The organism is Psychroserpens jangbogonensis, from assembly GCF_000797465.1.
Taxonomy (GTDB): domain Bacteria; phylum Bacteroidota; class Bacteroidia; order Flavobacteriales; family Flavobacteriaceae; genus Psychroserpens; species Psychroserpens jangbogonensis.
This window is the reverse complement of the sequence record NZ_JSWG01000008.1, coordinates 238,912-265,443: the sequence shown is the minus strand read 5'-3', so window position 1 is coordinate 265,443 and position 26,532 is coordinate 238,912. Positions and strand designations below refer to the sequence as shown.

20 protein-coding genes are annotated in these 26,532 nt (G+C 33.3%); 14 read left to right on the top strand and 6 right to left on the bottom strand.

Features of this window, described 5'->3' with window-relative positions; all coding sequences use genetic code 11:
- Window positions 1-57 precede the first annotated feature (57 nt).
- Window positions 58-1,743: a gliding motility lipoprotein GldJ gene (gene gldJ / locus RH81_RS07010; RefSeq protein ID WP_052172456.1), complete on the bottom strand. Its 1,686-nt coding sequence runs from the start codon at window positions 1,741-1,743 to the stop codon at window positions 58-60.
- A gap of 251 nt (window positions 1,744-1,994) precedes the next feature.
- Between gldJ and porU the strand changes: the two genes are divergently transcribed.
- From porU to RH81_RS06950, 12 genes are all read left to right on the top strand, one after another.
- Window positions 1,995-5,849: a type IX secretion system sortase PorU gene (gene porU, locus RH81_RS07005; protein ID WP_033959292.1), complete on the top strand. Its 3,855-nt coding sequence runs from the start codon at window positions 1,995-1,997 to the stop codon at window positions 5,847-5,849.
- A 65-nt stretch (window positions 5,850-5,914) separates the two neighbouring features.
- A complete protein-coding gene (gene porV / locus RH81_RS07000; protein WP_033959290.1) occupies window positions 5,915-7,153 on the top strand; it encodes a type IX secretion system outer membrane channel protein PorV in 1,239 nt (412 codons plus the stop codon).
- Window positions 7,154-7,228: 75 nt separating this feature from the next.
- Window positions 7,229-7,711, top strand: coding sequence for a cytidine deaminase (cdd, locus tag RH81_RS06995; protein ID WP_033959288.1), 483 nt, complete (start codon window positions 7,229-7,231; stop codon window positions 7,709-7,711).
- A gap of 154 nt (window positions 7,712-7,865) precedes the next feature.
- Complete coding sequence (gene pdhA, locus RH81_RS06990; protein WP_033959286.1) at window positions 7,866-8,864, top strand: pyruvate dehydrogenase (acetyl-transferring) E1 component subunit alpha; 999 nt, start codon at window positions 7,866-7,868, stop codon at window positions 8,862-8,864.
- 3 nt (window positions 8,865-8,867) lie between these two features.
- Window positions 8,868-10,460 carry a pyruvate dehydrogenase complex dihydrolipoamide acetyltransferase gene (locus tag RH81_RS06985; protein WP_033959284.1) on the top strand — a complete coding sequence of 531 codons (1,593 nt, stop codon included), beginning with the start codon at window positions 8,868-8,870 and terminating at the stop codon, window positions 10,458-10,460.
- A 116-nt stretch (window positions 10,461-10,576) separates the two neighbouring features.
- Window positions 10,577-11,551 carry a M20/M25/M40 family metallo-hydrolase gene (locus RH81_RS06980; protein WP_033959282.1) on the top strand — a complete coding sequence of 325 codons (975 nt, stop codon included), beginning with the start codon at window positions 10,577-10,579 and terminating at the stop codon, window positions 11,549-11,551.
- Window positions 11,538-12,227 (top strand): SDR family NAD(P)-dependent oxidoreductase, encoded by a 690-nt coding sequence (locus RH81_RS06975; protein WP_033959280.1) that lies wholly within the window; start codon window positions 11,538-11,540, stop codon window positions 12,225-12,227. The genes RH81_RS06980 and RH81_RS06975 overlap by 14 nt, the downstream gene beginning before the upstream one ends.
- 1 nt (window position 12,228) lies before the next feature.
- Window positions 12,229-12,873, top strand: a complete 645-nt coding sequence (locus RH81_RS06970; protein ID WP_033959278.1) for an HAD family hydrolase — start codon at window positions 12,229-12,231, stop codon at window positions 12,871-12,873.
- 57 nt (window positions 12,874-12,930) lie between these two features.
- Window positions 12,931-16,965 (top strand): FG-GAP-like repeat-containing protein, encoded by a 4,035-nt coding sequence (locus RH81_RS06965; protein ID WP_033959276.1) that lies wholly within the window; start codon window positions 12,931-12,933, stop codon window positions 16,963-16,965.
- A 68-nt stretch (window positions 16,966-17,033) separates the two neighbouring features.
- Complete coding sequence (locus RH81_RS06960; RefSeq protein ID WP_033959275.1) at window positions 17,034-17,633, top strand: SprT-like domain-containing protein; 600 nt, start codon at window positions 17,034-17,036, stop codon at window positions 17,631-17,633.
- Window position 17,634: 1 nt separating this feature from the next.
- Window positions 17,635-18,714, top strand: coding sequence for a mannose-1-phosphate guanylyltransferase (locus tag RH81_RS06955; protein ID WP_033959274.1), 1,080 nt, complete (start codon window positions 17,635-17,637; stop codon window positions 18,712-18,714).
- Between the two features lie 3 nt (window positions 18,715-18,717).
- Window positions 18,718-20,193 (top strand): DUF389 domain-containing protein, encoded by a 1,476-nt coding sequence (locus RH81_RS06950; RefSeq protein ID WP_033959273.1) that lies wholly within the window; start codon window positions 18,718-18,720, stop codon window positions 20,191-20,193.
- Here RH81_RS06950 and RH81_RS06945 read toward each other — a convergent pair whose 3' ends face one another.
- Both RH81_RS06945 and RH81_RS06940 read right to left on the bottom strand, forming a co-directional pair.
- Entirely contained in the window at window positions 20,194-20,961 is a 768-nt protein-coding gene (locus tag RH81_RS06945; RefSeq protein ID WP_033959271.1) for an ABC transporter ATP-binding protein, read from the bottom strand. It lies immediately after the preceding gene.
- Window positions 20,961-21,698, bottom strand: coding sequence for an MlaE family ABC transporter permease (locus RH81_RS06940; RefSeq protein ID WP_033959269.1), 738 nt, complete (start codon window positions 21,696-21,698; stop codon window positions 20,961-20,963). The genes RH81_RS06945 and RH81_RS06940 overlap by 1 nt, the downstream gene beginning before the upstream one ends.
- 106 nt (window positions 21,699-21,804) lie before the next feature.
- Here RH81_RS06940 and pafA point away from each other — a divergent pair, with 106 nt between their 5' ends.
- Both pafA and RH81_RS06930 read left to right on the top strand, forming a co-directional pair.
- Window positions 21,805-23,487, top strand: a complete 1,683-nt coding sequence (gene pafA, locus RH81_RS06935; protein WP_033959267.1) for an alkaline phosphatase PafA — start codon at window positions 21,805-21,807, stop codon at window positions 23,485-23,487.
- 2 nt (window positions 23,488-23,489) lie between these two features.
- On the top strand, window positions 23,490-24,299 hold the full coding sequence (locus tag RH81_RS06930; RefSeq protein WP_033959265.1) for a DNA/RNA non-specific endonuclease: 810 nt from the start codon (window positions 23,490-23,492) through the stop codon (window positions 24,297-24,299).
- Here RH81_RS06930 and RH81_RS06925 read toward each other — a convergent pair.
- From RH81_RS06925 to proC, 3 genes are all read right to left on the bottom strand, one after another.
- Window positions 24,296-25,150 carry a glycosyltransferase family 2 protein gene (locus RH81_RS06925; protein WP_033959264.1) on the bottom strand — a complete coding sequence of 285 codons (855 nt, stop codon included), beginning with the start codon at window positions 25,148-25,150 and terminating at the stop codon, window positions 24,296-24,298. The two genes, RH81_RS06930 and RH81_RS06925, sit on opposite strands and share 4 nt — an antisense overlap.
- Before the next feature lie 63 nt (window positions 25,151-25,213).
- Window positions 25,214-25,744 carry a methyltransferase gene (locus tag RH81_RS06920; protein ID WP_033959263.1) on the bottom strand — a complete coding sequence of 177 codons (531 nt, stop codon included), beginning with the start codon at window positions 25,742-25,744 and terminating at the stop codon, window positions 25,214-25,216.
- Window positions 25,744-26,532: a pyrroline-5-carboxylate reductase gene (proC, locus tag RH81_RS06915; protein ID WP_033959359.1), complete on the bottom strand. Its 789-nt coding sequence runs from the start codon at window positions 26,530-26,532 to the stop codon at window positions 25,744-25,746. Before proC ends, RH81_RS06920 begins: the two co-directional genes overlap by 1 nt.

Below are 26,532 nucleotides of genomic sequence, written 5' to 3'. Positions count from 1 at the left end.
AATAAAAAAGTCCTAACGTTTATAGTTAGGACTTTTTTATTTTATTGAATATAAATTCTAGTTTCTTTTTTTACCGCCTTGAGATTTAGAACCAACTCTAGACATTGCACATCTAAAACCAATATAGTCTGTTGCCATATCTTGTGGAAAATATCTACGTTGTGCAGGATCAATCCAGTATGCTCTATCTCTCCAAGAACCACCTTTGTAAACTCTTACTTCGTCATTAATCATAGAAGTTCTTTGGTTTGAAGTATCATATTCTTTTAATACTTTACCTGTAGAATCTCTTTCGATATTATGTTTAGGTGAGTTATACATTTTTCTAGTTAAACTAGCTTCAGAGTTTTCACCTTCTTCTTCGTCAAAGTCAGTAGCGTAACTTCTAGATGATCTATTATCACCATCTCTAAAGTTTCTGTTATCACTTCTATCAAAGTTTGTTCTTAAATAAGTTTCGTCTTCATCGACTGCCACTTGTAATATTTCACCTGGTAAGTTTCTTGCAACTACTTGACCATTACTTAATGTGTCATATACAATGTCATCTGGAGTTACAACTTTAACAGTTCCATCTTCATTGATTGCATTTTTAGTATATACATTACCTCTATAGTAGTTAAAGTCACTAAACTCATCATCAACAATTGGACGATAAACATCAGCTACCCATTCGGCAACATTACCAGCCATATCATATAAACCATAATCATTAGGCTCATAACTCATTACTTGAGCAGTAATATCAGCACCATCATCAGACCAACCAGCAATTCCACCGTAATCACCTTTTCCTTGTTTAAAGTTTGCTAACTGATCACCTTTAGTTTTTCTTTTCCCTGAACGTGTATATTGTCCATCCCAAGGATATTTTTTACGACCTCTATATACATTAAAGCTTCTTAATTCACTCATACCTAAAGCAGCATATTCCCATTCTGCTTCAGTTGGAAGTCTGTAGTCTGGAGAAATAATTCCAGATTCTCTTCTTGCGTAATTATTAATGGTATCACCAGCTGCAGTAACTTGAACTCTTTTTCTTGATTTTGCAGGGTTTATAATACTATCGTTTCCTCCATAAGTTAATGTTGGAGCATTTATATAAGTATCAGTACTGAAATTACTATCAGCAGCAGAAGTTAAATGCGAATCTCTTTCTAAGTATCCAGCATTTTGAAGATCCATTTCGGCTACTCTATCAGTTCTCCAATTTGCAAATTCAACAGCTTGAATCCAACTTACACCTACTACAGGATATTCTCCATATCCAGGATGACGTAAATAGTTTTCTGTCATCATTTCAGCATAACCTAATCGGTTTCTCCATACTAATGTATCTGGTAAAGCTCCTTTATAAATTAATTTGTAGTTTTCTTCTTCAGGTGGATAAGTTCTTTTTACCCAATCAAGGTATTCAGTATACATTTTATTTGTAACTTCACTTTCATCCATATAAAATGACTGAATGTGTTGTTGATTAGGAGAGTTGTTCCAATCATGCATTACATCATCTTGAACTTTACCCATAGTAAATGTTCCACCTTCCACAAACACTAATCCAGGGCTTGTTTCTTGTTCTTGGAATTTGTCATTGTACTGAAAACCACCATTCTTATCGTTAATTTTCCATCCTGTGGCTCTAGAACTATTCTTGTCTGAAGAGTTTCTGCTACAACCAACAATTGTTAAAGATATCATTAGGGCTAATAGTATCCTTAGGTTTAAGACGTTTTTCATATCCATACTTTTAAGTAAGCTAATTAAATTTTAGACACGCAATATAGCAATTAAAGGTAAAATAACAACATTTTTTAGGAAATAGATTGAAAAAAAGTTGCATTTCATCCCGTTTTTTGAACAATATAACGGACTTTTAAACAGTTAATCGGTGTATTTTGACTTTAATAACGGTTGGTTAAATCAAATATTGTTGTAATTTTGAATAAAAAATTGAAATGCTATAATAACATGACCTTATAGCCGTTATTTGTACTATGAAAAAACTGTTACTCATATCTTTTATTGTGTGCACCGTTTTTGCTTTTGCTCAACAAAAACAATTTACAATCCAATGGGATGGCACGACTACTCTAGAAACATCATCTTTTCAAGTTGAGTTACCAGCTTTTAATAAAGAAAATTTCAGTTATAGTGACTCTGAAGGACTATTCTATGTTTCTCAATGGGCAATAAGTACATTGTTAGATGAAAAATCTCTAACACTTTCTAATGTATCTTATACTACAATGTCAAGTAGTGAATTAAAAGCATTATCTACAGACTTAATCCCTAAGACACTTCAATTTAAGTTGTCTAATTCTATTGATAGAAACAAAATTTCTGCATTTCTGAAGATTAGTCCAATTATTAATGATAATGGAGTTTTTAAAAAGATCACATCTTTTCAGATTAATTATTCCTCTGGCTCATCATCTGCAAATAGAAATGCTCTTGATACACAAGAGATAGTTAATTCTGTTTTAAGTTCGGGTAATTGGAAACGTTTTTATGTCGAGAAATCTGGCGTATTTAAAATAACAAAAAGTTTTTTAGAGGATATTGGTGTAAATACAAGTGTGGATCCGAGAACTATTAAAATTTACGGAAATGGAGGTGCAATGATTCCTATGCCAAACGATGAATTTTATCCCATTGACCTAGCAGAAAATGCAATCAAGTTTGTTGGAGAAAGTGATGGTGTATTTAATAACGGAGACTATATCTTATTTTATGCTGAAGGACCTCATGGAAATGTAGAAGAAAGTAATATCAATACCAATATTAATCCGTACTCTAATAGATCTAATTACTATGTTAATGTAGGAGGGTCTTCTGGGAAACGAATTGAAACAATGGTTCAGCCTGATGAGAACTCAGATTTTACGGTTACAACATTTCAGGACTATAAATTTCATGAAGTTGATGAATATAATATTGTAAAACTTGGTAGACGATGGTTTGGAGATCGTTTTGATATAGAAAATGAAAAGACATTTACCTTTAGTTTTCCAAACATAGTGCCTTCGGAGCCGGCAAGAATAAAAGTTTATGGAGCTACTGTGTCAGAAGTACTAACTACAATGTCAGTTAAAGTTAATACTGTAAATATAGCTACCATAAATTTTAATGGAGTTTCAGATGGAGTTTTAGCTACAGGTGGATCTTATCAAGGGAATTTTGCTGTTGCTTCTTCAGAAGTAGTTGTAGACCTAGAATATAATAATGGTAGTAACCCGTCTTCTTTAGGATATTTAGATTATGTATCTGTTGAAGCAACTCGAGAACTAAATTATACAGGTGGTCAACTAAGTTTTGAAAACAATATTGTGGAGACTTCAGATGGTGTTGTAGAGTATTTAATGTCTAATACTACCAATGTTAAAGAAGTTTGGGACATAACAGATAAATATAATGTAACTAGTCTTCCAAATTCTGAACAAGATTCGAACTTCAGTTTTAAAGCTGTTTCGGGAAGTCTTAAACATTATATAGCAATCAATAATCAAAACTTCTTTTCGCCTTTAAGAGATGCAAACACATCCGTAAGTAATCAAAATATAAAAGGAACTATTTTTCAAAATAGCCAAGGTGAATTTCAAGATATAGATTACATAATAATTACTCCCAATAATATGTTGTCCCAAGCAGAACGACTTGCAGAGATTAATAGACAACAGTATGATTTAAATGTAAAGGTAATAACACTACCTCAAATCTATAAAGAGTTCAGTTCAGGAAATCAAGATATAGGTGGAATAAGAAATTTGATAAGATATGTCTATCATAATGCAAGTGAACCAGACAAAAGGTTGAAGTATTTATGTGTTTTTGGAGATGCATCTTTTGATTATAAAAACAGAATATCCAACAATACAAATATTGTTCCTACGTGGTTTTCATATAATAGTTTTAGTCTGACAAGTTCTTTTGTGTCTGATGATTTTTATGTTATGATGGATGATAATGAAGGAGATATGTCTACTACAAATAAAGCTGATATTGCGGTAGGAAGAATTTTAGCAAATACACCACAACAAGCAAAGCAATTGGTTGATAAGATTGAAGAGTATTACTCAGAACCTTCTTTTGGGAATTGGAGAAATAACATTTTAATGATTTCTGATGATGTTGATATAGGAAGTTTTGAAGGAGAACTGCAGCAAACTACAGATGATATTGCTAATACCATTACACAGGAAAAACCATTTTTAAATGCAGTAAAGATTCATTCCGATGCATTTCTTCAAGAATCCTCTTCTGCAGGAGAACGTTATCCTCAAGTAAATAAAGAAATAAGAGATGCCATTGATGTTGGAGCTCTTGTGGTTAATTATTTTGGACATGGAGGAGAAGATGGTTTAGCAGCCGAACGTATTTTTGATAAAAATGATTCTAAAGAAGTATCTAATGCTTGTAAGTATAATCTTTTTATTACAGTTACCTGTGAGTATACGAAGTTTGATGATCCTTTGAGACAGACTGCAGGAGAATTTACCTATTGGAATACAAGAGGTGGAGCTATTGGTTTAATTACAACCACTAGACAGATTTTTGTAAGTCTAGGTCAGGCTTTTAATGTAATTATAGAACCTTATCTATTTGCATTTGGATCTAACGAATATCCATCTGTTGCTGAAGCATTACGCCTTTCAAAAAATGATCCAGGTATTAGTAGTAATCCCCAAAAACCATTAGTTTGGTTCATTGGAGATCCTGCTATGAAATTAGCTTTTGCTAAACCAGATGTGAGATTAACAAAAATTAATGATGTACCAATTGGTGGTGATACAGATGTATTACAAGCCCTTGGTAAGGTGAAACTCACTGGAGAAGTTGTGAATGAATCTGGCAATTTGCTTTCTGACTATAACGGCATTTTAACGGCCACAATATTTGATAAAGAAATAGATAGGCAAACCTTAAATAATGATAATCAAACTAATAATGGTCAGCCTGTAATTATGGACTTTAAAACTTTAGGTGAAGTCATTTTTAAAGGTCAAGCTACGGTTGCGAATGGACAGTTTGAATTTGAGTTTGTTGTGCCTAGAGATATAGGAATACCTGTTGGTCCTGGTAAAGTAAACTTCTATACAATGAGAACACTGCCTTTAGAAAATAGAGCAGGTTCTAGTTTTGATATCCAAGTTGGAGGAATTAATGAAGATGCAGCTGAAGATAATATTGGTCCTGTTATAAACCTGTTTATGAATGATGAAAATTTCGTTTCTGGTGGTATCACAAATGAACAACCTTCACTTATAGCAAGACTACAAGATGAAAATGGAATTAATACTGCAAGCGGAATCGGTCACGATATTGTTGCAATTATTGATGGTGATGAAACAAACCCTTTTGTTTTAAATGATTACTATCAAGCAAATGTTGATGATTATCAAAATGGAAAAGTAAGTTATCCATTCAGAGATTTAGAACCAGGTTTGCATACATTAAGCCTTAAGGCTTGGGATGTTTACAATAATTCGTCATTATCAGAAATACAATTTGTTGTATTTGATAAAGATCAAGGATTAGTTATTGATAATGTTTTAAATTATCCAAATCCGTTTATTGATTATACTGAATTTTGGTTCAATCACAATAGTCCTGATGTTTTAGACGTTTCAGTACAGATCTTTACAGTTTCTGGTAAATTGGTGAGGACCCTAAATGGACAAACTAACGGAGGAAGTAAAGTAACAAGTTCAATATCTAAAGATATTGTTTGGGACGGTAGAGATGACTTTGGCGATAAAATTGGTAAAGGTGTCTATATTTATAAACTAAAAGTAAGATCCAATCGTTTAAATAAACAAGTTGAAAAAATTGAAAAACTTGTAATACTCTAATAAAGATTTATATTTGCCTAATTGCTAGGTAGCTTAAAATTACCGAAAAAGATAACAAATTACAGATGAAAAAATACATTTTAGCCCTTATTACAGTTTCATTATTTAATATAACTAATGCACAAGAAACTATTATTATTCCAAATAGTTCTGATTCTAGAGTTATTACTACAGGAGTTCCTTTCTTGTTAATTGCTTCCGATGCACGTGCTGCAGGTATGGGAGATGTTGGTGTTGCTACATCAGCAGATGCGAACTCTCAACAATGGAACCCAGCAAAATACTCATTCTCATTAGCTAAATCAGGTATTGGTGTTAATTATACACCATACTTAAGTAGATTAGTTAATGATATTTTTCTAGGAAACGTGACTTATTTCAATAGGTTAAACGATCGTAGTGCATTTGCTGTTAGTTTTAAATACTTTAGCCTTGGAGAAATAGAGATTGTACAAGATGAATTTTCTGAAGCTTTAATCGAACAACCAAACGAGCTTACATTTGATGCGTCATATTCTTTACGATTAGCAGATCAGTTTTCTATGGCTGTTGCTTTACGTTACTTACGTTCAGATTTAAGAATTCAAGCTGTTGATGCAAATGCTGCTGCTGCAAGTTCTATTGGAGTAGATATTGCTGGTTATTACCAAAGTGAAGAAGAAGCTTATGATAGTTTTAATGGACGTTGGAGAGCAGGTTTTGCAATTCAAAATTTAGGACCAAAAATCAAATATGATGATGGAGGTAGAGAAAACTTCTTACCAACAACATTAAGATTAGGTGGAGGTTTTGATTTTATCTTTGATGATTATAATAAACTAGCTATAACTGCTGAAGTTACTAAATTGTTAGTACCAACTCCTCCAGAATTAGGAACTCGTTTTGAGTACAATGAAAGTGGTGAAACTCCAGGATTCCAGGAAGATGAAGATGAAGTGACCCTTGAAGAAGAAAATTATATTATTGCTGGAAAAGACAACAATGTGAGTTTCGCTAAAGGAGTTTTTCAATCTTTCAGCGATGCGCCAGGAGGGTTTAGTGAAGAACTTCAAGAATTTACTTGGTCTTTAGGAGCAGAATATACTTACCAAGATTCGTTTGCATTTAGAGCAGGTTACTTTAATGAAGCTGAAGAAAAAGGTGCACGAAAGTTTTTTGCTTTAGGAGCAGGATTTAAATACACAACAATAAATATAGATTTATCATACTTGTTCTCAGCATCAAAAGTGCAGAGTCCACTAGAGAATACATTGCGTTTTTCTCTTGTATTTAACTTTGGAGATAATGAATATGATGAATACTAGAATTCAGTATTAATATCAAATAAAAAAACTATTGTTTCATTTAAGCAATAGTTTTTTTGTCTAATACAACATCAAATGAAGGATATTAAAATAGAGTCTACACTTACAGTATATGATAGCTTTAACGAGTTACCTTCTGATATAGCATCCTTAATGGAAAAAGCTATAGAGGCACGTAAAAAAGCCTATGCGCCATATTCAAACTTTAGTGTAGGTGCGGCAATTTTATTAGATAACAATCAAATTGTAACGGGTAATAATCAAGAGAATGCATGCTACCCTTCGGGCTTGTGTGCAGAACGAACAGCAATTTATTATGCTGGATCTCAATATCCTGATGCAAAAATTGTAAGAATGGCGTTAACTGCTGGTTCAAGAAATAACCAAACAATTACACCAATTCCACCATGTGGCGCATGCAGACAAGCTATTGCTGAGTACGAAGTAAAACAAGAATCGCCTATTGAAATCTATTTCATGGGTGAAACAGGAAAGGTTGTGAAATCTAATTCTTTGGCAAATTTATTGCCACTTGGATTCGATAGAAGTTTTCTATAACGATTTCGTGAAAACTTTTCCGTTTTTCCGTTTTTTCATTACTATCTAATGTGTTACTTTTGTTATTCGCTTGACCTAATTTTATATTAGGATCTCATAATTGAAGCTTGAGATAATTAATCTGAAGTATTATTTTTTATCAATACGGAACTAAATGCAAAAAATAACAAAAGAGGTTTACCTAAAATGGTATGAAGACATGTATTTCTGGAGAAAGTTTGAAGACAAACTAGCTGCAGTATATATTCAACAAAAAGTAAGAGGATTTCTTCATTTATATAATGGTCAGGAAGCCGTTCTAGCCGGAGCACTTCATGCTATGGATCTCACTAAAGATAAAATGATTACTGCTTATAGAAATCACGTTCAACCAATTGGCATGGGAGTTGATCCTAAGCGAGTTATGGCTGAATTGTATGGAAAAGCGACAGGTACCTCACAAGGTCTTGGTGGTTCAATGCATATTTTTTCAAAAGAACATCGTTTTTATGGTGGTCATGGTATCGTTGGTGGTCAAATTCCTTTGGGTGCTGGAATTGCATTTGGAGATAAATACCATGGAAGTGATGGCGTTACATTATGTTGTTTTGGTGATGGTGCTGCACGTCAAGGATCATTACATGAAACATTTAACATGGCTATGCTTTGGAAATTGCCTGTAGTTTTCGTTTGTGAAAATAATGGTTATGCAATGGGAACATCCGTAGAACGTACGGCAAGTCATACCGATATTTGGAAATTAGGTTTAGGTTATGAAATGCCTTGTGGACCAGTTGACGGAATGAATCCTATAAAAGTAGCTGAAGCTTTTGATGAAGCTATTTCAAGAGCAAGACGTGGCGATGGACCAACATTTTTAGAGTTGAAAACATATCGTTACAGAGGACACTCAATGAGTGATGCCCAACACTATAGAACTAAAGATGAGGTTGCAGAATACAAGAAAATTGATCCGATTACTCAGGTGAAAGATATTATCTTAGAAAAGAAATATGCAAGTGTAGATGATTTAGCCGCTATTGATAAACGCGTAAAGGATTTGGTTAAAGAATGTGAGAAATTTGCTGAAGATTCACCTTATCCAGAAAAGAACGTGATGTACGACGCAGTATACGAACAAGAAGATTATCCATTTATACAACACAAAATATAAGCTATGGCAGAAGTAATAAATATGCCTCGTTTGAGCGATACCATGGAAGAAGGTACTGTCGCTACTTGGTTGAAAAAAGTAGGAGACAAAATTGAAGAAGGTGATATTTTAGCTGAAATCGAAACAGATAAAGCGACGATGGAGTTTGAATCTTTCAATGAAGGAACTTTACTTCACATCGGTATTAAAGAAGGAGAAACTGCTAAAGTGGATACGTTATTAGCAATTATTGGAGAAAATGGAGAAGATATTTCAGGATTACTTAATGGAAGTACTTCTGATGAGAAAGTTGAAGTTTCCGAAGAAAAAACAGAAGACGAAGTTGTACAGAGCGTTAGCGAAGAATCTCAGGAATTACCTGAAGGTGTCATTGTAGTAACAATGCCTCGTTTGAGTGATACAATGGAAGAAGGAACTGTGGCAACATGGTTAAAAAACGTTGGAGACAATGTAGAAGAAGGAGATATTCTTGCTGAAATTGAAACAGATAAAGCAACTATGGAATTTGAATCATTCCAATCAGGAACTTTATTACATATTGGTTTACAAGAAGGAGATTCGGCAAAAGTTGATGCGCTTTTAGCTATTATCGGACCATCAGGAACTGATGTTTCAGGAATCGCTAAAAGCTTTAAAGTAGGAGGCTCAGGTTCCGAAGTAAAAAAAGAAGAGGCACCAAAACAAGTAGAAGTTAAAAAAGAAACGCCTAAAGTTGCTACACCAAAAACAAACTCAAATTCTAACGAAAGAGTATTTGTATCTCCTTTAGCCAAAAAAATGGCTGAAGAAAAAGGGATTAACTTATCTCAAGTTAATGGTTCTGGTGAGAATGGAAGAATTGTAAAACGTGATATAGAAAACTTTATACCTGCAGCTCAATCTGCTTCTGTTGGTAAATTTGTGCCTACTGGTCAAGAAGATTTTGATGAGGTGCCAAACTCTAATATGCGTAAGGCTATTGCTAAAAACTTGGCAAAATCTAAATTCACTGCACCACATTATTATTTAAATGTGGAGTTTGATATGGAAAACGCTATGGCATTTAGAGTGCAATATAATTCGTTGCCTGATACTAAGATTTCTTATAATGATATGATAGTGAAGGCTTGTGCTTTAGCTTTAAAAGAGCATCCACAAGTGAATTCACAATGGTTTGATGACAGAATGCAATTGAATAATCATGTTCATATTGGAGTTGCTGTAGCTGTACCTGACGGATTGTTAGTTCCTGTTGTTCGATTTGCAAATGAGCAAAGTTTAACTCAAATTGGAGCAGCAGTAAAAGAGTATGCAGGTAAAGCAAGAAGCAAAAAGCTGTCCTTAGACGAAATGGAAGGAAGTACGTTTACTATTTCTAACTTGGGAATGTTTGGTATTGAAAGTTTTACTTCAATTATCAATCAGCCAAATTCAGCAATTTTATCTGTTGGAGCAATTGTTGCAAAACCAGTTGTTAAAAATGGACTAGTGGTCGCTGGAAATACAATGAAATTAACATTAGCTTGTGATCATAGAACTGTAGATGGCGCAACAGGATCTCAATTCCTTCAAACATTAAAAGGATACGTAGAGAATCCTGTGACAATGTTAGTGTAACACATCAAAAAAAATACATTCGTAGAGAATGTGAGAAGACTTATTATAAAAGTCCTGATTTGATAATATATTCAATTCAGGATTTTTATCTTTAAATCCAATATTAAAAATCAACAATGAAATACACCTTGTCCCTATGTCTATTATTACTTATTCTAAGTTGTAAAACCAAGATAGAATCGGAGCCAGTAACAATTACAAGCACTGAAGTTAGAGAAATGGTTAGTTTTTTAGCATCAGATGATTTACTAGGTCGTTACGCTGGGAGTGAAGGTATTGATAAAGCGGCTACTTATATTGAAAACCAGTTTGAATCTTATGGTGTTAAACCTTATTTTAAAACCTATAGAGATCATTTTAAAATAGATAGTTTAGATGCTTTCAATGTTGTAGGATTTATTGAAGGTACAGATGATGTACTAAAAAAAGAGGTCATTATTTTAGGAGCACACTATGATCATATTGGTTATGGAAATGGCATAAAAAAACATGGAGGTAAGTTGACAGAAAAGGATAGTTTAGCTAATGGAGCTAATGATAATGCTTCAGGTACAGCTGCTATCATCGCTTATTCAAAGTATTTTGCTCAATCAAAGAGTAATAAACGTAGTATTATGTTTACTCTTTTTTCTGCAGAAGAAATGGGATTGTTAGGATCTAAGCATTTAGCGAAACGCTTAAAATCTGAAAATTTAAACCTTTATGCAATGGTTAATCTTGAAATGGTTGGAGTTCCATTAAAGAATAAAGATTATGAGGTGTTTTTATCAGGATATGAATTGTCTAATATGGCAGAAAAAATGAATTCATATATCAAACAAAGTAATTATATTGGATCTTCTGAAGTTGCTATAAAGTATCAACTTTTCAAACGATCTGATAACTATCCATTTTATAATCAATTTAAAGTTCCTTGTCAATCAATATCATCTTGTGACCTTTCAAATTTTGATTACTATCATCATGCAGATGATGAAATAGGTGAATTGAATTTTGAATTTATGGCGAGTGTAATTAATAAAACTATTCCTGCGATAGAGCAGATGAGTAATACTGAAACTAAAGAAATTGTAATGTATGAGCAAGAGTAAAAATATTATCATCACAGGAACTAGTCGTGGTATTGGATTTGAATTAGTTCATTTATTTGCCAATCAAGGTCATAATGTATTAGCATTATCAAGAAATGCAAAACCAGTGAGTAATCTTCATTTTGATAATATCACTTCTTTCTCATTTGATTTATGTGATGAAGACGATTATACAAAAGTGACTCAGTTTATTGAAAACGAATATAAACACGTAGATATACTAATCAATAATGCAGGAATGTTGCTCAACAAACCATTTGCAGAAACCTCATTTAAAGATTTTTCAAAAGTATATGAAACTAATGTGTTTGGAGTTTCTGAAATGACTCGTGTAGTAGTTCCTTTTATGAAGAACGATGGACACGTAGTGAACATCAGTTCGATGGGAGGCATTCAAGGGAGCATGAAATTCCCTGGTTTAGCAGCTTATAGTTCTAGTAAAGGAGCTGTAATTACGCTTACCGAATTATTAGCTGAAGAATACAAAGAAACTGGTCCACAGTTTAACGTGCTTGCTCTAGGTGCTGTTCAAACTGAAATGCTTAAAGAGGCATTTCCAGATTATGATGCGCCAACTACAGCAATAGAAATGGCGAAATACATTCAGGAGTTTTCTCTTAACGGAAACAAATATTATAACGGTAAAGTATTACAAGTTTCAAATTCTACACCATAATATGCCTAAATATAAGTGTGTTATTTTTGATTGCGATGGCGTTTTAGTTGATAGTGAACCTATCGGAAATCAAGTTTTGGTTGATATGGCTAATGAATTGGGAGCTAATATTAATTTAGAATACGCTTATAAACATTTTAAAGGCGGAAAAATGGAATCTTGTTTAGATAAGATTGCAACACTTATTAATCAACCTATTCCTGAAGATTTCTCAGATAGATATCGTCAAAAAAGTTTTGAAGCTTTTAAAGCCAATATTAAACCAGTTGAAGGTGTGACAGATTTGGTTAAAAATCTTAAAGTTCCTTATTGTGTGGCTTCAAGTGGACCTGAAAACAAAATCAGACTGAATTTAGAACTCACAGGCTTACTGCCTTATTTTGAAAATAATATCTTTAGTTGTTATACAATTCAAAAATGGAAACCAAGTCCTGCCGTGTTTGTTTGGGCTGCTGAAAGCTTAGGATTTAAACCTGAAGATTGTATTGTTATTGAAGACAGTTTAACTGGTGTTCGAGCTGCAAAAAATGGAAGCTTTGATGTCATTGGTTATACTGCTCATGATTATAATAATGAATTAAAATCTGAAGCGACATTTGCTTTCAATAATATGGAAGCTATAAGAAACTTATTGATTGATTCTTAAGACTAACTATTTGTCTTTTTTGTCCTCTAATTATTATCTTTATAAAAAATTGTTCCGTTGAAATTACTATTACATTTTCATAAGTATCATTTTGCTTTTGTATTGTTCACTTTGTGTTGTACTCAGATACTCTTTGCTCAAAATTTTGAACGTGTCGAAGCTAATTCAGGATTTGGGAACTTAGAGAATAACAATGGAGTAGCAGTAGTAGATTACGATGCAGACTTTGACTTAGATATTTTTGTAGTTGCAATTAAGCAAGACCTTGAAGGTGAAATTACGACTGAAAGCAAGCTCTTCAGAAACAATAATAACGGAAGTTTTACAGATGTTACACTTGAAGCTGGTCTTACAAATTTGCTTCCTTCAGATGGTACAGAACCTTTTTATGGTTTAGATGGTTTTAAACATGGTGTTTCTTTTGGAGATTATGATAACGATGGTTTTCCAGATGTGTTTTTTACGCATTCTTTTAAAGTACAATTATTTCATAATGAAGGTGATGGAACATTCATAGAAGTTACTCAATCTGCAGGTTTCAATGGTAGTAATAATTGCAGAAATACAGGTGCAACTTGGTTCGACTATAATAACGATGGTTTTTTAGATATGTATATAAGCGACTGGAATGAATGCGTTAGTAATTCACTTTATGTCAATAATGGAGATGGCACGTTTTCGAATGTTACTTTTCAAACCAATATTCAAGCGACCGAAGAACTAGCAAGTTATGGGGCTGTTCCTTTTGATATTAATAATGATGGCTGGATGGATTTGTATGTTACAAACGATTTTAATGATCCTAATAGCTTATTCATCAATCAAAATGGAGAGACATTTACTGATCAGGCACCAAATTTTGGTCTTGATAATATGTTGGATGATATGGGAATTACTTTTGGTGATTTCAATCTGGATGGCGCCTTTGATATTTTTCTAACAGGAATTGATGATAATGCATTATTGCAAAATGATGGTTCTAACAATTTTACTGAAGTGTCAGCCGCAAATAATATTACTGAAACAGGTTGGTCTTGGGGAACGCGCTTTGCTGATTTTGACCTCGATGGAGATGAAGACTTAATTATTGTAAATGGCTATGCTTTTGAAGATCGTTCTACTGAAAACAATGTATACTATAAAAACTTGGCTGTTGAAGGACAAACAGGATTTGAAGATAACTCAGATATCGTTAATTTTAATGATTTAACGGTTAGTGTAGAAGCTGTAGATTTTGACTATGACAATGATGGTGATTTAGATATTTTTGTAACTAATTCTGATCAGTCCTCGTTTTTTTATGAAAACAAACTTTTAAATTTTGACGAACCAATAACACAAAACTGGTTTAAAGTACTTCTTCAAGGAACGGTTTCAAATAGAGATGCCATTGGTACAACATTAACAATTACAACTAATCAAGGGCAATTTAAGCGCTACTATACAGGTGTTGGATTTTTATCACAAAGCTTACAAGCTGTTCATTTTGGTCTCGGAAATGAAAATGTAATTACTGAATTAGAAATAAAATGGCCTTCTGGATTAGTTGAATTCTATCAGAATTTAGATGCAAATACAATTGTAAGAGCAATTGAAGGTGAAGGAATAACCGCTTTAGATATTGCTCCCAGTCAGAAAATTAATGGATGTACAGATCCAGATTCATGTACATATGATCCTAATGCAACTTTAGATGACGGAAGTTGTACCTATTTGGAATCCTATCAAATCTCAGGGAATACGTCTTCTGGATTTTTAGTTACAGAAACGTATACTTATCCTATTGTTCCTGGTTCAACTTCAGTTTGGCAAGTGTCAGGAGGCGAAATTATTGAAGGTCAAGGCACAAGTACAATAACTGTAAAATGGGGTCTAATTGAAACAGGAAGCTTAACAATTAGAGAAACAAATGGAATGTGTTTTAGTCTCGAGGACAATATTGAAGTATCATTAAACGTAAGTGAAATCCCAGAAGACGTTTCTATCGCTAGAGTATGGAATGAAGTTTTACTCCAAGCCATAAGAAATGATTTTGCAAGACCGACAGTTCATGCTAGAAATTTATTTCATTCTAGTGTTGCCATGTATGATGCTTGGGCTATTTATGATGAAGTAGCGAGACCATATCTCATAGGTAATTCCTTAAATGATTTTAGTAGTACGCTTGAAAATTTCATCCCAATAGAGAGTATCGAAGCTTCAAGGGAAAAGGCAATTAGTTATGCGATGTACCAATTACTGAGTTATCGTTTCCAGAATTCTCCAAATGTTGAAGAGACACAACGTTTATTCGATTTAATAATGGATCAATTAGGCTATGATACCGAAACAGCGACTTCAACAGTTTATCAATTTGGTAATGCAGCAGCACTTGGGAATTATATTGCTGAAACTATTATAGCATATGGTAATATTGATGGTTCTAGAGAATCTACTCAGTTTGATAATGCATATTATCAACCTGTGAATTCTGCATTGGCACCAGTCATTCCAACAATAGTAGAAATGCAAAACCCTAACCGTTGGCAACCTTTAAGTTTAGACACTTATATTGATCAAAGTGGTAATCTTATCTCTGGGTCTACGATAGATTTTTTAAGTCCAGAATGGGGTAACGTTTTACCTTTTGCTATGACCGAAGGAGAAAGCACCACTTATGAGAGAGATGGAGATGCTTACAAAGTATATAATGATCCAAGTGCTCCACCTAATTTGAGCTTAACTGAAAACAATACGTCAAGTGATGCATATAAGTTAGGTTTTTCAATGGTGTCTATTTGGGGCTCGCACCTTGATCCTAACGATAGTGTGTTTTGGGATATTTCTCCTGGAGCTATTGGTAATACAAATATTGATGCGTTTCCTTCCGAATATGAAGATTATCCTAATTTCTATAATGTTTTTGAAGGAGGCGATATTGGAACTGGTCATTCTCAAAATCCAGTTACAGGTCAATCGTACGCGCCCAATATAGTTCCAAGAGGAGATTATTCTAGAGTTTTAGCAGAGTTCTGGGCAGATGGTCCAGATTCTGAAACTCCTCCAGGACATTGGTTTACGATTTTAAATTATGTAAATGAACATCCATTATTAGAAAAAAGATTTCAGGGAGAAGGAGAGGTTTTAGAGGATTTAGAATGGGATGTTAAATCGTATTTTATTTTAGGAGGAACAATGCATGATGCAGCTATCTCGTCATGGAGTATAAAAGGTTGGTATGACTATGTGAGACCAATTTCAGCAATAAGATTTATGGCGCTTTTAGGCCAAAGTACAGATGAGACATTACCTAATTATAATATTGGAGGAATTCCGTTAGTAGATGGTTACGTTGACGTTGTTAATACTGGAGATCCATTGGTAGGAAGTGATAATCAGCATTTAGATAAGATTAAATTATATACATGGAGAGGTCCAGGTTTTATTGAAGATGAAGAAACAGATGAAGCAGGTGTAGGATGGATCTTAGCCGAAAATTGGTGGCCTTACCAACGCCCAACATTTGTGACTCCTCCTTTTGCAGGTTTTGTTTCTGGTCATTCTACCTATTCACGTGCTGCTGCTGAAGTGCTTACTAAATTTACTGGTAACGAATTTTTCCCTGGTGGAATTGGAGAATTTGTAGCAAAGCAAAATGAATTTTTAGTCTTTGAAGAAGGACCTTCTGTTGATGTTACTTTGCAATGGGCAACTTATAGAGATGCCTCAGATCAAACAAGTTTGTCTAGAATTTGGGGAGGAATTCATCCACCAGCAGATGACCTTCCAGGAAGAATCATTGGTGAAAAAGTAGGTCTTGATGCATTTGATTTCGCAGTGCCATACTTTAATGGTGAAATCGATAGTGTTCAAGACGAGAGTCAAATTGTATTCCCAAATCCAGTCGTGAATTTTGAAGTTATTATTACTAGAACAAATGCTCTAGATTCGTTTAGTTTATTTGATATAAGAGGTCGACAAATTGCAATCCTTGATGTAGATTTTAACGAATTCAGTAGAAGAACAAAACTTCAGTTTCCACAAGATACATCTGAAGGTTTATACATTTTGAATGTTAATGGAAATTCTACGATGTTACTTTTTAAAAATTAAAACAACTTTATTACATTTTTAAGAAACCACTCTGTTTTATCTTCAAATAATTCATTTACTTTTACTCCATGCAAGACACACTCCAAGCATATATTCCTATAAAAGCAGTACCTCAGGTTTTAGAATTACTAAAACATGATAGTCTTGTTGTAAAGATTAAGAAAGAGCGGAAAACTAGGCATGGAGATTATAAAAGTTTGCCTAATGGAAGACACCAAATCACAGTAAATTCTAATTTAAACACGTATAGATTTTTAATAACCTTGATTCATGAAATAGCACATTTTGAAGCCTATAATAATTATGGTAGGCTCATTAAGCCTCATGGAATTGAATGGAAACGAACGTTTCAACATTTAATGTTGCCATTTATGAATCCCGGAATCTTTCCTGAGAATATATTGCCATTGCTAGCCAGACATTTTAAAAATCCAAAAGCGTCTAGCGATACAGACGTTCAACTCGCCTATGCATTAAAGCAATTCGACGCTCCGAACGATAAAACCTTTATATTTGAATTACCTTTGCATAGCACATTTAAATTAGACAATGGTCGCATATTTAAGACAGGTGCAAAACGACGAACTAGATACGAATGTATAGAGATTAATACAGGTAAATTATATTTGTTTAATTCCAATGCTGAGGTTGAATTATTAAAAAATTAAGATGAATAAAAATTATTACGCCATACTAATGGCTGGAGGAGTAGGGTCAAGGTTTTGGCCTGTAAGTACACAAGATTTTCCAAAGCAATTTCACGATATGCTTGGAACTGGTGATACACTAATTCAGAAAACATTTAATCGACTTGCTAATTTAATTCCGAAAGAGAACATCTTCATTTTAACCAATGAACGTTATAATGATTTAGTGTTTGAACAATTGCCTGAAGTTACAAAACGTCAAGTAGTGTTAGAACCAGCAATGCGTAATACTGCACCTTGTATATTATATGCTGCATTAAAAATTCAAAAAGAGAATGAAGATGCAGTTATGATTGTTGCTCCGAGTGACCATTGGATTGAAGATGAAGCGGCTTTTACTGATAATGTTCAGCAAGCTTTTGATTTCTGTACTAAAAATGATGCCCTTATGACCTTAGGGATTCAGCCAACTTTCCCAAATACAGGATATGGTTATATCGAGTATAATTCGTCTTCTAATGATGATATCAAAGCTGTAAATCAATTTCGTGAAAAACCAGATTATGAAACGGCTAAAGAATTCATAGCTCAAGGCAATTTTTTATGGAATGCAGGTATTTTTATGTGGAGTGTGTCTAGTGTAGTTAACGCCTATAAGAAAAATCAACCCAATCTATATCAACTCTTTGAAAAAGGAATAGAGGTTTACAATACAGATTTTGAAGATGACTTTATCAGAGATAATTATGGCAAAGCTGAAAATATATCAGTGGATTATGCTATTATGGAATTCTCTAAAAATGTGTTTGTATTGCCAGCAACTTTTGATTGGAACGATTTAGGAACTTGGGGAAGCCTTTATGATAAATTGGATAAGGATGAAAACAACAATGCTGTCGTTAATTCTAGAACATTGACAGAGGATGCTTCAGGTAATATGATTCGCACCAAAGGCGATAAAATTGTTGTTGTTGATGGTTTACAGGATTACATTATTGTAGATAAAGACGAAGTTTTGCTTATCTTTCCAAAGACAAAGGAACAAGATATTAAAAAAGTACTCCAAAAAGTGAAAGATAAATTTGGAGAATATTACGGATAATATATGAGTGAAGAGAGTAAATTCGATTTCTCAGAAGAAGAAATTAAAAAAGATGCAGCAGTAGAGCAATCTAAAGAAGCGGTTAAGCAAGATGCTAAAGGTTTGTGGGAGAGTACAAAAAAATTCTTGACCGAGCTTTTAGATTTTAGAGATGATACAGACCGAGATGCAACAATTACTGCAATAAAAGGAGATGTTTCATTTAAAGGTGCAACGGCTTGGATTTTAGTTTGTTCAATAATGGTTGCTTCGGTAGGTTTGAATGCAAATTCTACTGCAGTAGTTATTGGTGCCATGTTAATTTCTCCATTAATGGGTCCAATTCTTGGGATTGGAATGGCAATAGCAATAAATGATATTGATACGTTGAGACGTTCGCTTATCAATTTGACTACAATGATCGTTTTAAGTTTATTAACGGCATTTTTGTTCTTCAAATTTTTCCCGCTAGGAAATCAAGAAACTTCAGAGCTTTTAGGTAGAGTGAAACCAGATATACGAGATGTATTAATTGCATTTTTTGGTGGTCTAGCTTTAATTATTGCACGTACTAAAAAAGGAACTATTGCATCCGTGATTTTTGGAGTAGCAATTGCTACTGCTTTAATGCCACCATTGTGTACAGCAGGTTATGGCTTGGCTGATGGTAATTGGGCCTATTTTTGGGGAGCCATGAATTTATTTACTATTAATACCATATTTATTGCTTTGGCAACATTTATAGTTTTAAAAGTATTAAGATTCCCAATGCTTAAATATGCAAACTCGGCTAAGAGAAGAAGGATAGCCAGATTTGCTGCTTTAGTTGCAGTACTCGTAATGATTTATCCTACGATAACGTTTTTAAGAGTTCTTAAAAATAGTGGATTAGAAAATGACTATAATAGTTTTATTGTTGATGAGGTGCAATCTAACCGTGAACTTTGGTTTCAAAATGGTACACCAAACTGGGAAGAGAAAACCATTGCATTGTATTTTAATGGCGAAGTATCAGACGCTACGATTGCCGATTTAAATAATGAAATAAAGAATTACGACGAAATTAAAGACTTTGAATTAGATATTAAAGGTAACAAGAATAGAGGCTTTGATAAGGTAGTGGACGCTTATGATAGAGCAATAAGAGATTTAGATCAAAAAGATTTAATCATTACTGGACTTCAAAATCAAGTTGAAGATCTTAAAGCTAGTATTACCAATTTAAATAAACAGATAGAATCGAAGAACTCAACGGTTAATGCGGTATCCTTTACCAATTTATCTCGTGATGCTAAGGTTCGATTTAATGATTTGGAATTTTTTGGATATTCAAAAATGCTAGAATCTAAAGATTTTATAAATATCGATACGGTTACAGTAGCTAATGTGAGATGGAAAGTTTCTATTGAAGATAGTATTGTTCTAGTTCGAGAAAGAGCTTTGCAAAAATGGCTAAAAGAAGAGCTTAAGGTAGATACTGTTTTAATTAGAAGAAACTAGTTACTCGTTTTCTTCGATGTACATCTTACGTACTTTTTTAAATAATTCGGAAGAATAGACAAAATCAGTTACAACCTTATTGTCTGTTTTAAAAATGTTTTCTTTTGAACCTTCCCATGCTTTGAGACCGTCTTTTAAGAAGACGATTTTTTCACCAATTTCCATTACAGAATTCATATCGTGAGAGTTAATTACAGTTATAATATTGTATTCATCTGTAATCTCTTGAATTAGGTTGTCAATTACCATAGCAGTCTTTGGGTCTAAACCAGAATTTGGTTCATCACAGAACAGATACTTAGGGTTATTTACAATAGCTCTAGCAATAGCAACACGTTTTTGCATTCCTCCAGAAGCTTCACTTGGCATTTTGTGGTGAGCATCGGTAAGATTTACTCTTTTAAGCACAAAATTGACACGATCTTCCATTTCGTCTTTGGTTTGTTTTGTAAACATTCGTAACGGAAACATCACATTTTCTGCAATCGTCATAGAATCAAAAAGAGCACTTCCTTGAAATACCATTCCCATTTTTGCTCTTAAATTCCGTTTTTCATCATCACTAAGTTTAGAATATATTTTTCCATCATAAGAGATGGTTCCAGATTCTGGTGTGAATAATCCTAATAAGCATTTTAGAAAAACAGTTTTTCCAGATCCACTTTGCCCAATTACCAAACTGGTTTTGCCTTTTTCAAAAGTGGTACTAATGCCTTTTAAAATATGTGCATCTCCAAATGATTTCTCTAAGTTTTTTACTTCTATCATTAGCTCAAAAGCATTTGGGTTAATATATAGTTTAATAAAATAATCATGACACTTGTCCAAACAAATGATGATGTACTGGCTTTACCAACTTCTAGTGCACCACCTCGCATATAAAAACCATAGTACGACGGAATTGTTGCTAATAGAAAAGCAAAAACAATCGTTTTTATAAAGGCATATGCAATATGAAATGGTATAAAATCGGTTTGTACACCAGTAATGTAATCTTCTAAAGTACTAAAGCCACCATAAACACAGGCAGCCATTCCGCCTATAACACCCAAAAACATTGCAATAGAAATTACAAAAGGATATAGCATTAGGGCAATGAACTTTGGAAACACTAAGTAATTTAATGCGTTAATACCCATCACTTCTAAAGCATCAATTTGCTCGGTAACTCGCATTGTGCCAATGCTTGATGTGATAAATGACCCCACTTTACCTGCCATAATTATGGAAATAAATGTAGGTGCAAATTCTAATATTACTGACTGTCTAGTAGCAAAACCAACTAAATATTTAGGAATTAATGGGTTGCTAATATTTAATGCTGTTTGAATAGTAACTACACCACCAACAAAAAATGAAATGAACGCTACAATACCTAAAGAACCAATTATAAGGTCGTCAATATCTTTCAAGATAAGTGTTCGCATTACAGACCATTTGGTAGGTTTGCGAAACATCTCAGCAATCATTAAAAAATAGGTGCCAATATTATGAAGGTATTGCATAGTGTAATTTGATTATGCTAAAGTAAAAAAACTAATCTTATTTAACCTTAATTTTAAACTGCGATGTTCTAAAATCTGTATTTTTGGAGTTAGAAATACAAATACAATGATAAAGAACTTTTTAGTCTTTGCTTTTACAGTTTTTATAGCTTCAAGTTTTAATGCTCAAAACAGAATTTCAACTGTAGAGAAAAGTACGACTTTTGAAACAAGCAGTCCTAAACTAGTTGTAGGGATTGTAGTTGATCAAATGCGTTACGATTACCTTACTAGATTTTATAATAGGTTTGGAGAAGGCGGATTTAAGCGTATGATCAACGAAGGTTTTAATTGTAAAAACAATCATTTTAATTTTATACCGACTAAAACGGGTCCTGGACATACTTCTGTATTTACAGGAACTACTCCTAAATATCATGGTATTATAGGTAATGATTGGTTCGATAAAGAATTAAAACGAAATGTGAATTGTGTTGAAGATAATTCTGTAGAGTCATTGGGTACATTAAGTAATGATGGCAAGAAGTCTCCAGTACAAATGCTAGCATCCACCTTTGCCGATGAAAATCGATTGTTTACTCAAATGAGAGGAAAAACGATTGGAATTTCTGTAAAGCATAGAGGAGCTATTTTGTCTGCTGGACATTCAGCGAACGCTGCCTATTGGTGGGATTATGATCATGATGGAAAAGGGAACTGGATCTCAAGCACATTTTATATGGAGTCACTTCCAAAATGGGTAGATGAGTTTAATGAAAAAGGAACTGCAAAACGTTATTTTAAAACGTGGAATACTCTTTATGATATCAATTCATATAAAGAAAGCGGAACAGATGCAAACAGGTACGAACGAGTATTGAAAGGAGAAAAACAATCAAGTTTTCCTCACGACTTAGCGGAGTTAAAAACTGAAAATGGCGGTTTTCATGTTGTAGCAAATTCTCCTTTTGGAAATACTCTCACAACCGATTTCACTTTAAAAGCCATTGAAGCTGAACAATTAGGAAAAGATAATATTACAGATGTATTAACGGTTAGCTACTCAAGTACAGATAAGGTTGGTCATGATTATGGGCCAAACTCTATAGAAGTCGAAGACACCTATTTGCGTTTAGATCTTGAACTTGAACGTTTATTTAATGCTCTTGATCAACAAGTTGGAAAAGGTGAGTATACAGTCTTTTTAACTTCAGACCATGGCGCTCCTCATGTGCCTTCCTATTTAGAAGACAACAAAATCCCATCAGGATTGTTTGATTTAAATGCTATGCTAAAAGATGTAAACGATAAATTATTTGACACCTATAAAGTTTCAAATTTGGCCTTAAGTAGAATTAATAACCAGATTTTTTTAGACCATCAAAAAATGGAAGAGCATAACATTGATATTCAAGAATTGAAGTCCGTAGTGTCACGTAAATTGTTGACCTACAAACTCATTAGTACTGTTTATATAACTTCAGAAATAAACCGATTCCCAGAATCTTCAGGTTATCAAGAGAGATTGTTGTTTAGGGGTCACAATCAAAAACGATCTGGAGATATTCTATTTACTTTTAATCCGGAAGTATTTAAAGATAGTAGCTGGAACAGAACAGGTACAGATCATCATTCAGGATATAATTATGATACACATGTTCCGCTTTTGTTTTTTGGAAAAGGAATAAAGCAAGGAGAGACTTTAAAGCGAACAAATATCACTGACATTGCGCCAACCATGTCTGCGCTATTAGGAATTAGTTTTCCAAATGCATCAATAGGTCAGCCTTTAGAATTTGTAATAGATTAATTTTGAATAAACGATCTTTATATACCGTCTTAGCAATATTGCTTATTCTATTGGTCTTTGGCTATGAATATGTCCTTGAAGACAAAGAAACAACAGAAATTATTGAAGAAGGAGTAGTAGTTAAAACAAATACTAATGAGTATTTCTTGCCATCTAGTACAACAGGTCAAATTGTACATCATGAAAATTATTCCTTATCATACAGCGAACCTCATGAGCAAGCCGAATGGGTTGCATACGAATTGAAGGCATCACATTTATCTAATACTAATTTGAAACGCCCTTATTTTGAAATAGATAAGGCTGTAAAAACTGGAGCAGCACATTGGAGGAATTATAAAAAATCGGGCTATGATAGGGGACATTTGTGTCCTGCTGGAGATAGACGATTTAGTAAAGAAGCACATGATGAAACCTTCTTAACAAGTAATATTAGTCCGCAAGAACATCAATTTAATGCTGGTGTTTGGAATACACTTGAACAGAAAGTAAGGTATTGGGCAAAAAAATATGATGGAGTTTTTGTAATTACTGGAGGTGTTTTAAAAGGACAGATGAAAACCATTGGTGATGAGGATGTAAGTGTGCCAAATCAGTTTTATAAAGTACTGATTGATAATAATATGGGAAACACAAAAATGATTGCATTTTTAATGCCTCATAAAGATTCAAATCAACCTTTGTATAAGTTTGTAGTTTCTATTGATGAGATTGAAGACTTAACAGGTATAGATTTCTTCGCTGAACTTGACGATAGTATTGAAAATAGGCTGGAGGCTTCAAGTAGTTATAAAGGTTGGAGTTTTAATTAATTGAACTTTAGTTTTTCGAAAATCCCATTCCATCTTAATTTCCTAATAAACTTGCCTTCATCTTTCGTGACAAGGTAATCTAAGTTAGAATTTTTTGCTTTAAAATAACCTTTCATATAGTTATTGAAAACTGTTGCACTCCTCTTTTTTAAGGACATTTTTAAAGCAGTTATCAAAGTAATTGAAAAGCCATAACGCATTTTATAAAAAGCTTCACCCTGTAAGTGTTTTGACGCTTTGTTATAGCTGCTTCCAGTTGGTTTTAAATGTTTAATCTTTAAGGATTCATCGGTTAAAATAGTCCAATTATAGTACTGGGCTAAAAGTTCATCTACAGTATCCCAACCCATAGAAGATTTGAGTTTTCCAATGTTTAGAAAGCAGTCTTTTCTGTAAGCTTTTAGTGCACCACGAATATGATCTTTTCGAGTTAAATTTTCTAAAACCCATTGCTGATTATTTTCGATATAACAAAATCCAGCTGCCATTCCAAGCTGTTTATCTTGATTAAAGTGAATGGCTAATTGTTCTAGATAATTATTAGGGAAAATCAAATCAGCATCAAATTTACAAATGATATCATAATTGTCGTCAAGGGTTTCATAACCTTTATAAAATGCATTTATAATTTTACTGCCTGGTAAATGTTTGTCAGAAGAGCTATTATTTACTAATGAAATGAATTTATAAGTATCAATATATTTTTGAATAATACGCTGTGTACTGTCTGTTGAGTTATCATTTACAACTACAATACGTTTTGGTAAAAGGGTTTGATTTACCAGAGATTCTATAGTTTGAGATATAGAATCTTCTTCATTATGAGCGGGAATGATGATGTAGAAATTCATTAAAAAATTTCAATTTAGTAAACTTAGTTTCAAAACTACGGAAACAGTATTGGATTTTGGAATTTAAGACTGAGAAATTCTTTCAGCATAAACAATATAATATCTTGGAGTAAACAATCGAAGGAATGGTCTAATTCCTATCTTTTTTGTTGGATTAGTCCATTTTTCTGAAGCCATTATCTTCCAGCCAGATTTTTCCAATAGCCAATCAAATTGCCAATCTTCAAATTCATGATAGTGTCTGTCTCTCATGTCAGTTTTACTTCGGTATGCTGATGCAAACCAGAGTTTAAGAGGTATGCTAACCACTAGTTTGTCAGATTTAATCGATTTTAAAACAGTGAAAGGAGAGAGGAGGTGTTCGAAAATTTCAAATGCAGTCACTACTTTAGTATTCGAATTTTCTATTTCGGAAGTATCTAAATCTAAATCTAAACCTGAAGTGTTATTAACTGAATAGCCATTGGTTTTTAAAATATCAGATAATGGATTTTCAACACCTAAATCCAATATGGTTTCTGAGGTAGTTACGTGTTGTTTTAGAAATTGAACAGTATGCTTAAATCGTTTATTTGGATAGCTGTTTTCGTACATTAATCTGAAATATTATCATATGAGGTTTTAATCCCTTTAATTAATGCCGAACTAAATCCTTGATGCTCCATTTCGTTTAAACCTGCAATTGTACAACCTTTTGGAGTTGTTACCTTATCAATCTCAGCTTCTGGATGATTTCCTTTTTGCAATAAAAGCTCACTTGCTCCTTTAACGGTTTGTGTGGCAATTTGCGTTGCAGTTTTTGCATCAAAACCTATTTCAATTCCACCTTGAATCATCCCTCTTATAAAACGGAGAACATAAGCAATTCCACAAGCACCTAGAACCGTTGCAGCATCCATGAGTTGTTCGTCGATTCTTATGGTTTCTCCTAAAGAATTAAAAATAGAAGTTACTGTTTTAGTGTCTTCTTCTGAAGCATTATGTGATGCAATGCAAGTCATAGATTCATTAACGGAAGACGCCGTATTAGGCATGGCTCTAAATATTACAGGAGAGGATTGAAGATTTGTGTTAATAGCTTCAATTGTAAAATCACTTACTACAGAAATTATTAAATGCTCTTTAGTAATATGAGATGAAACTTCTTTTAATACAGATTCAATCTTATAAGGTTTTACAGCAATAATTATAATTTGGGATGTTTTTACAGCATCAACATTATTAGATGTAACTTCAATACCTTGATCTTTAAAATCAGATAATAAATCGGTTTTATGCCGTGTAATTGTAAGATTTGAAGCTTTGAAATTTTCTGATAATAAACCAGAAGCAATTGCTTGACCTAAGTTTCCTCCACCAATAATTGCAATCTTTTTGTCCAT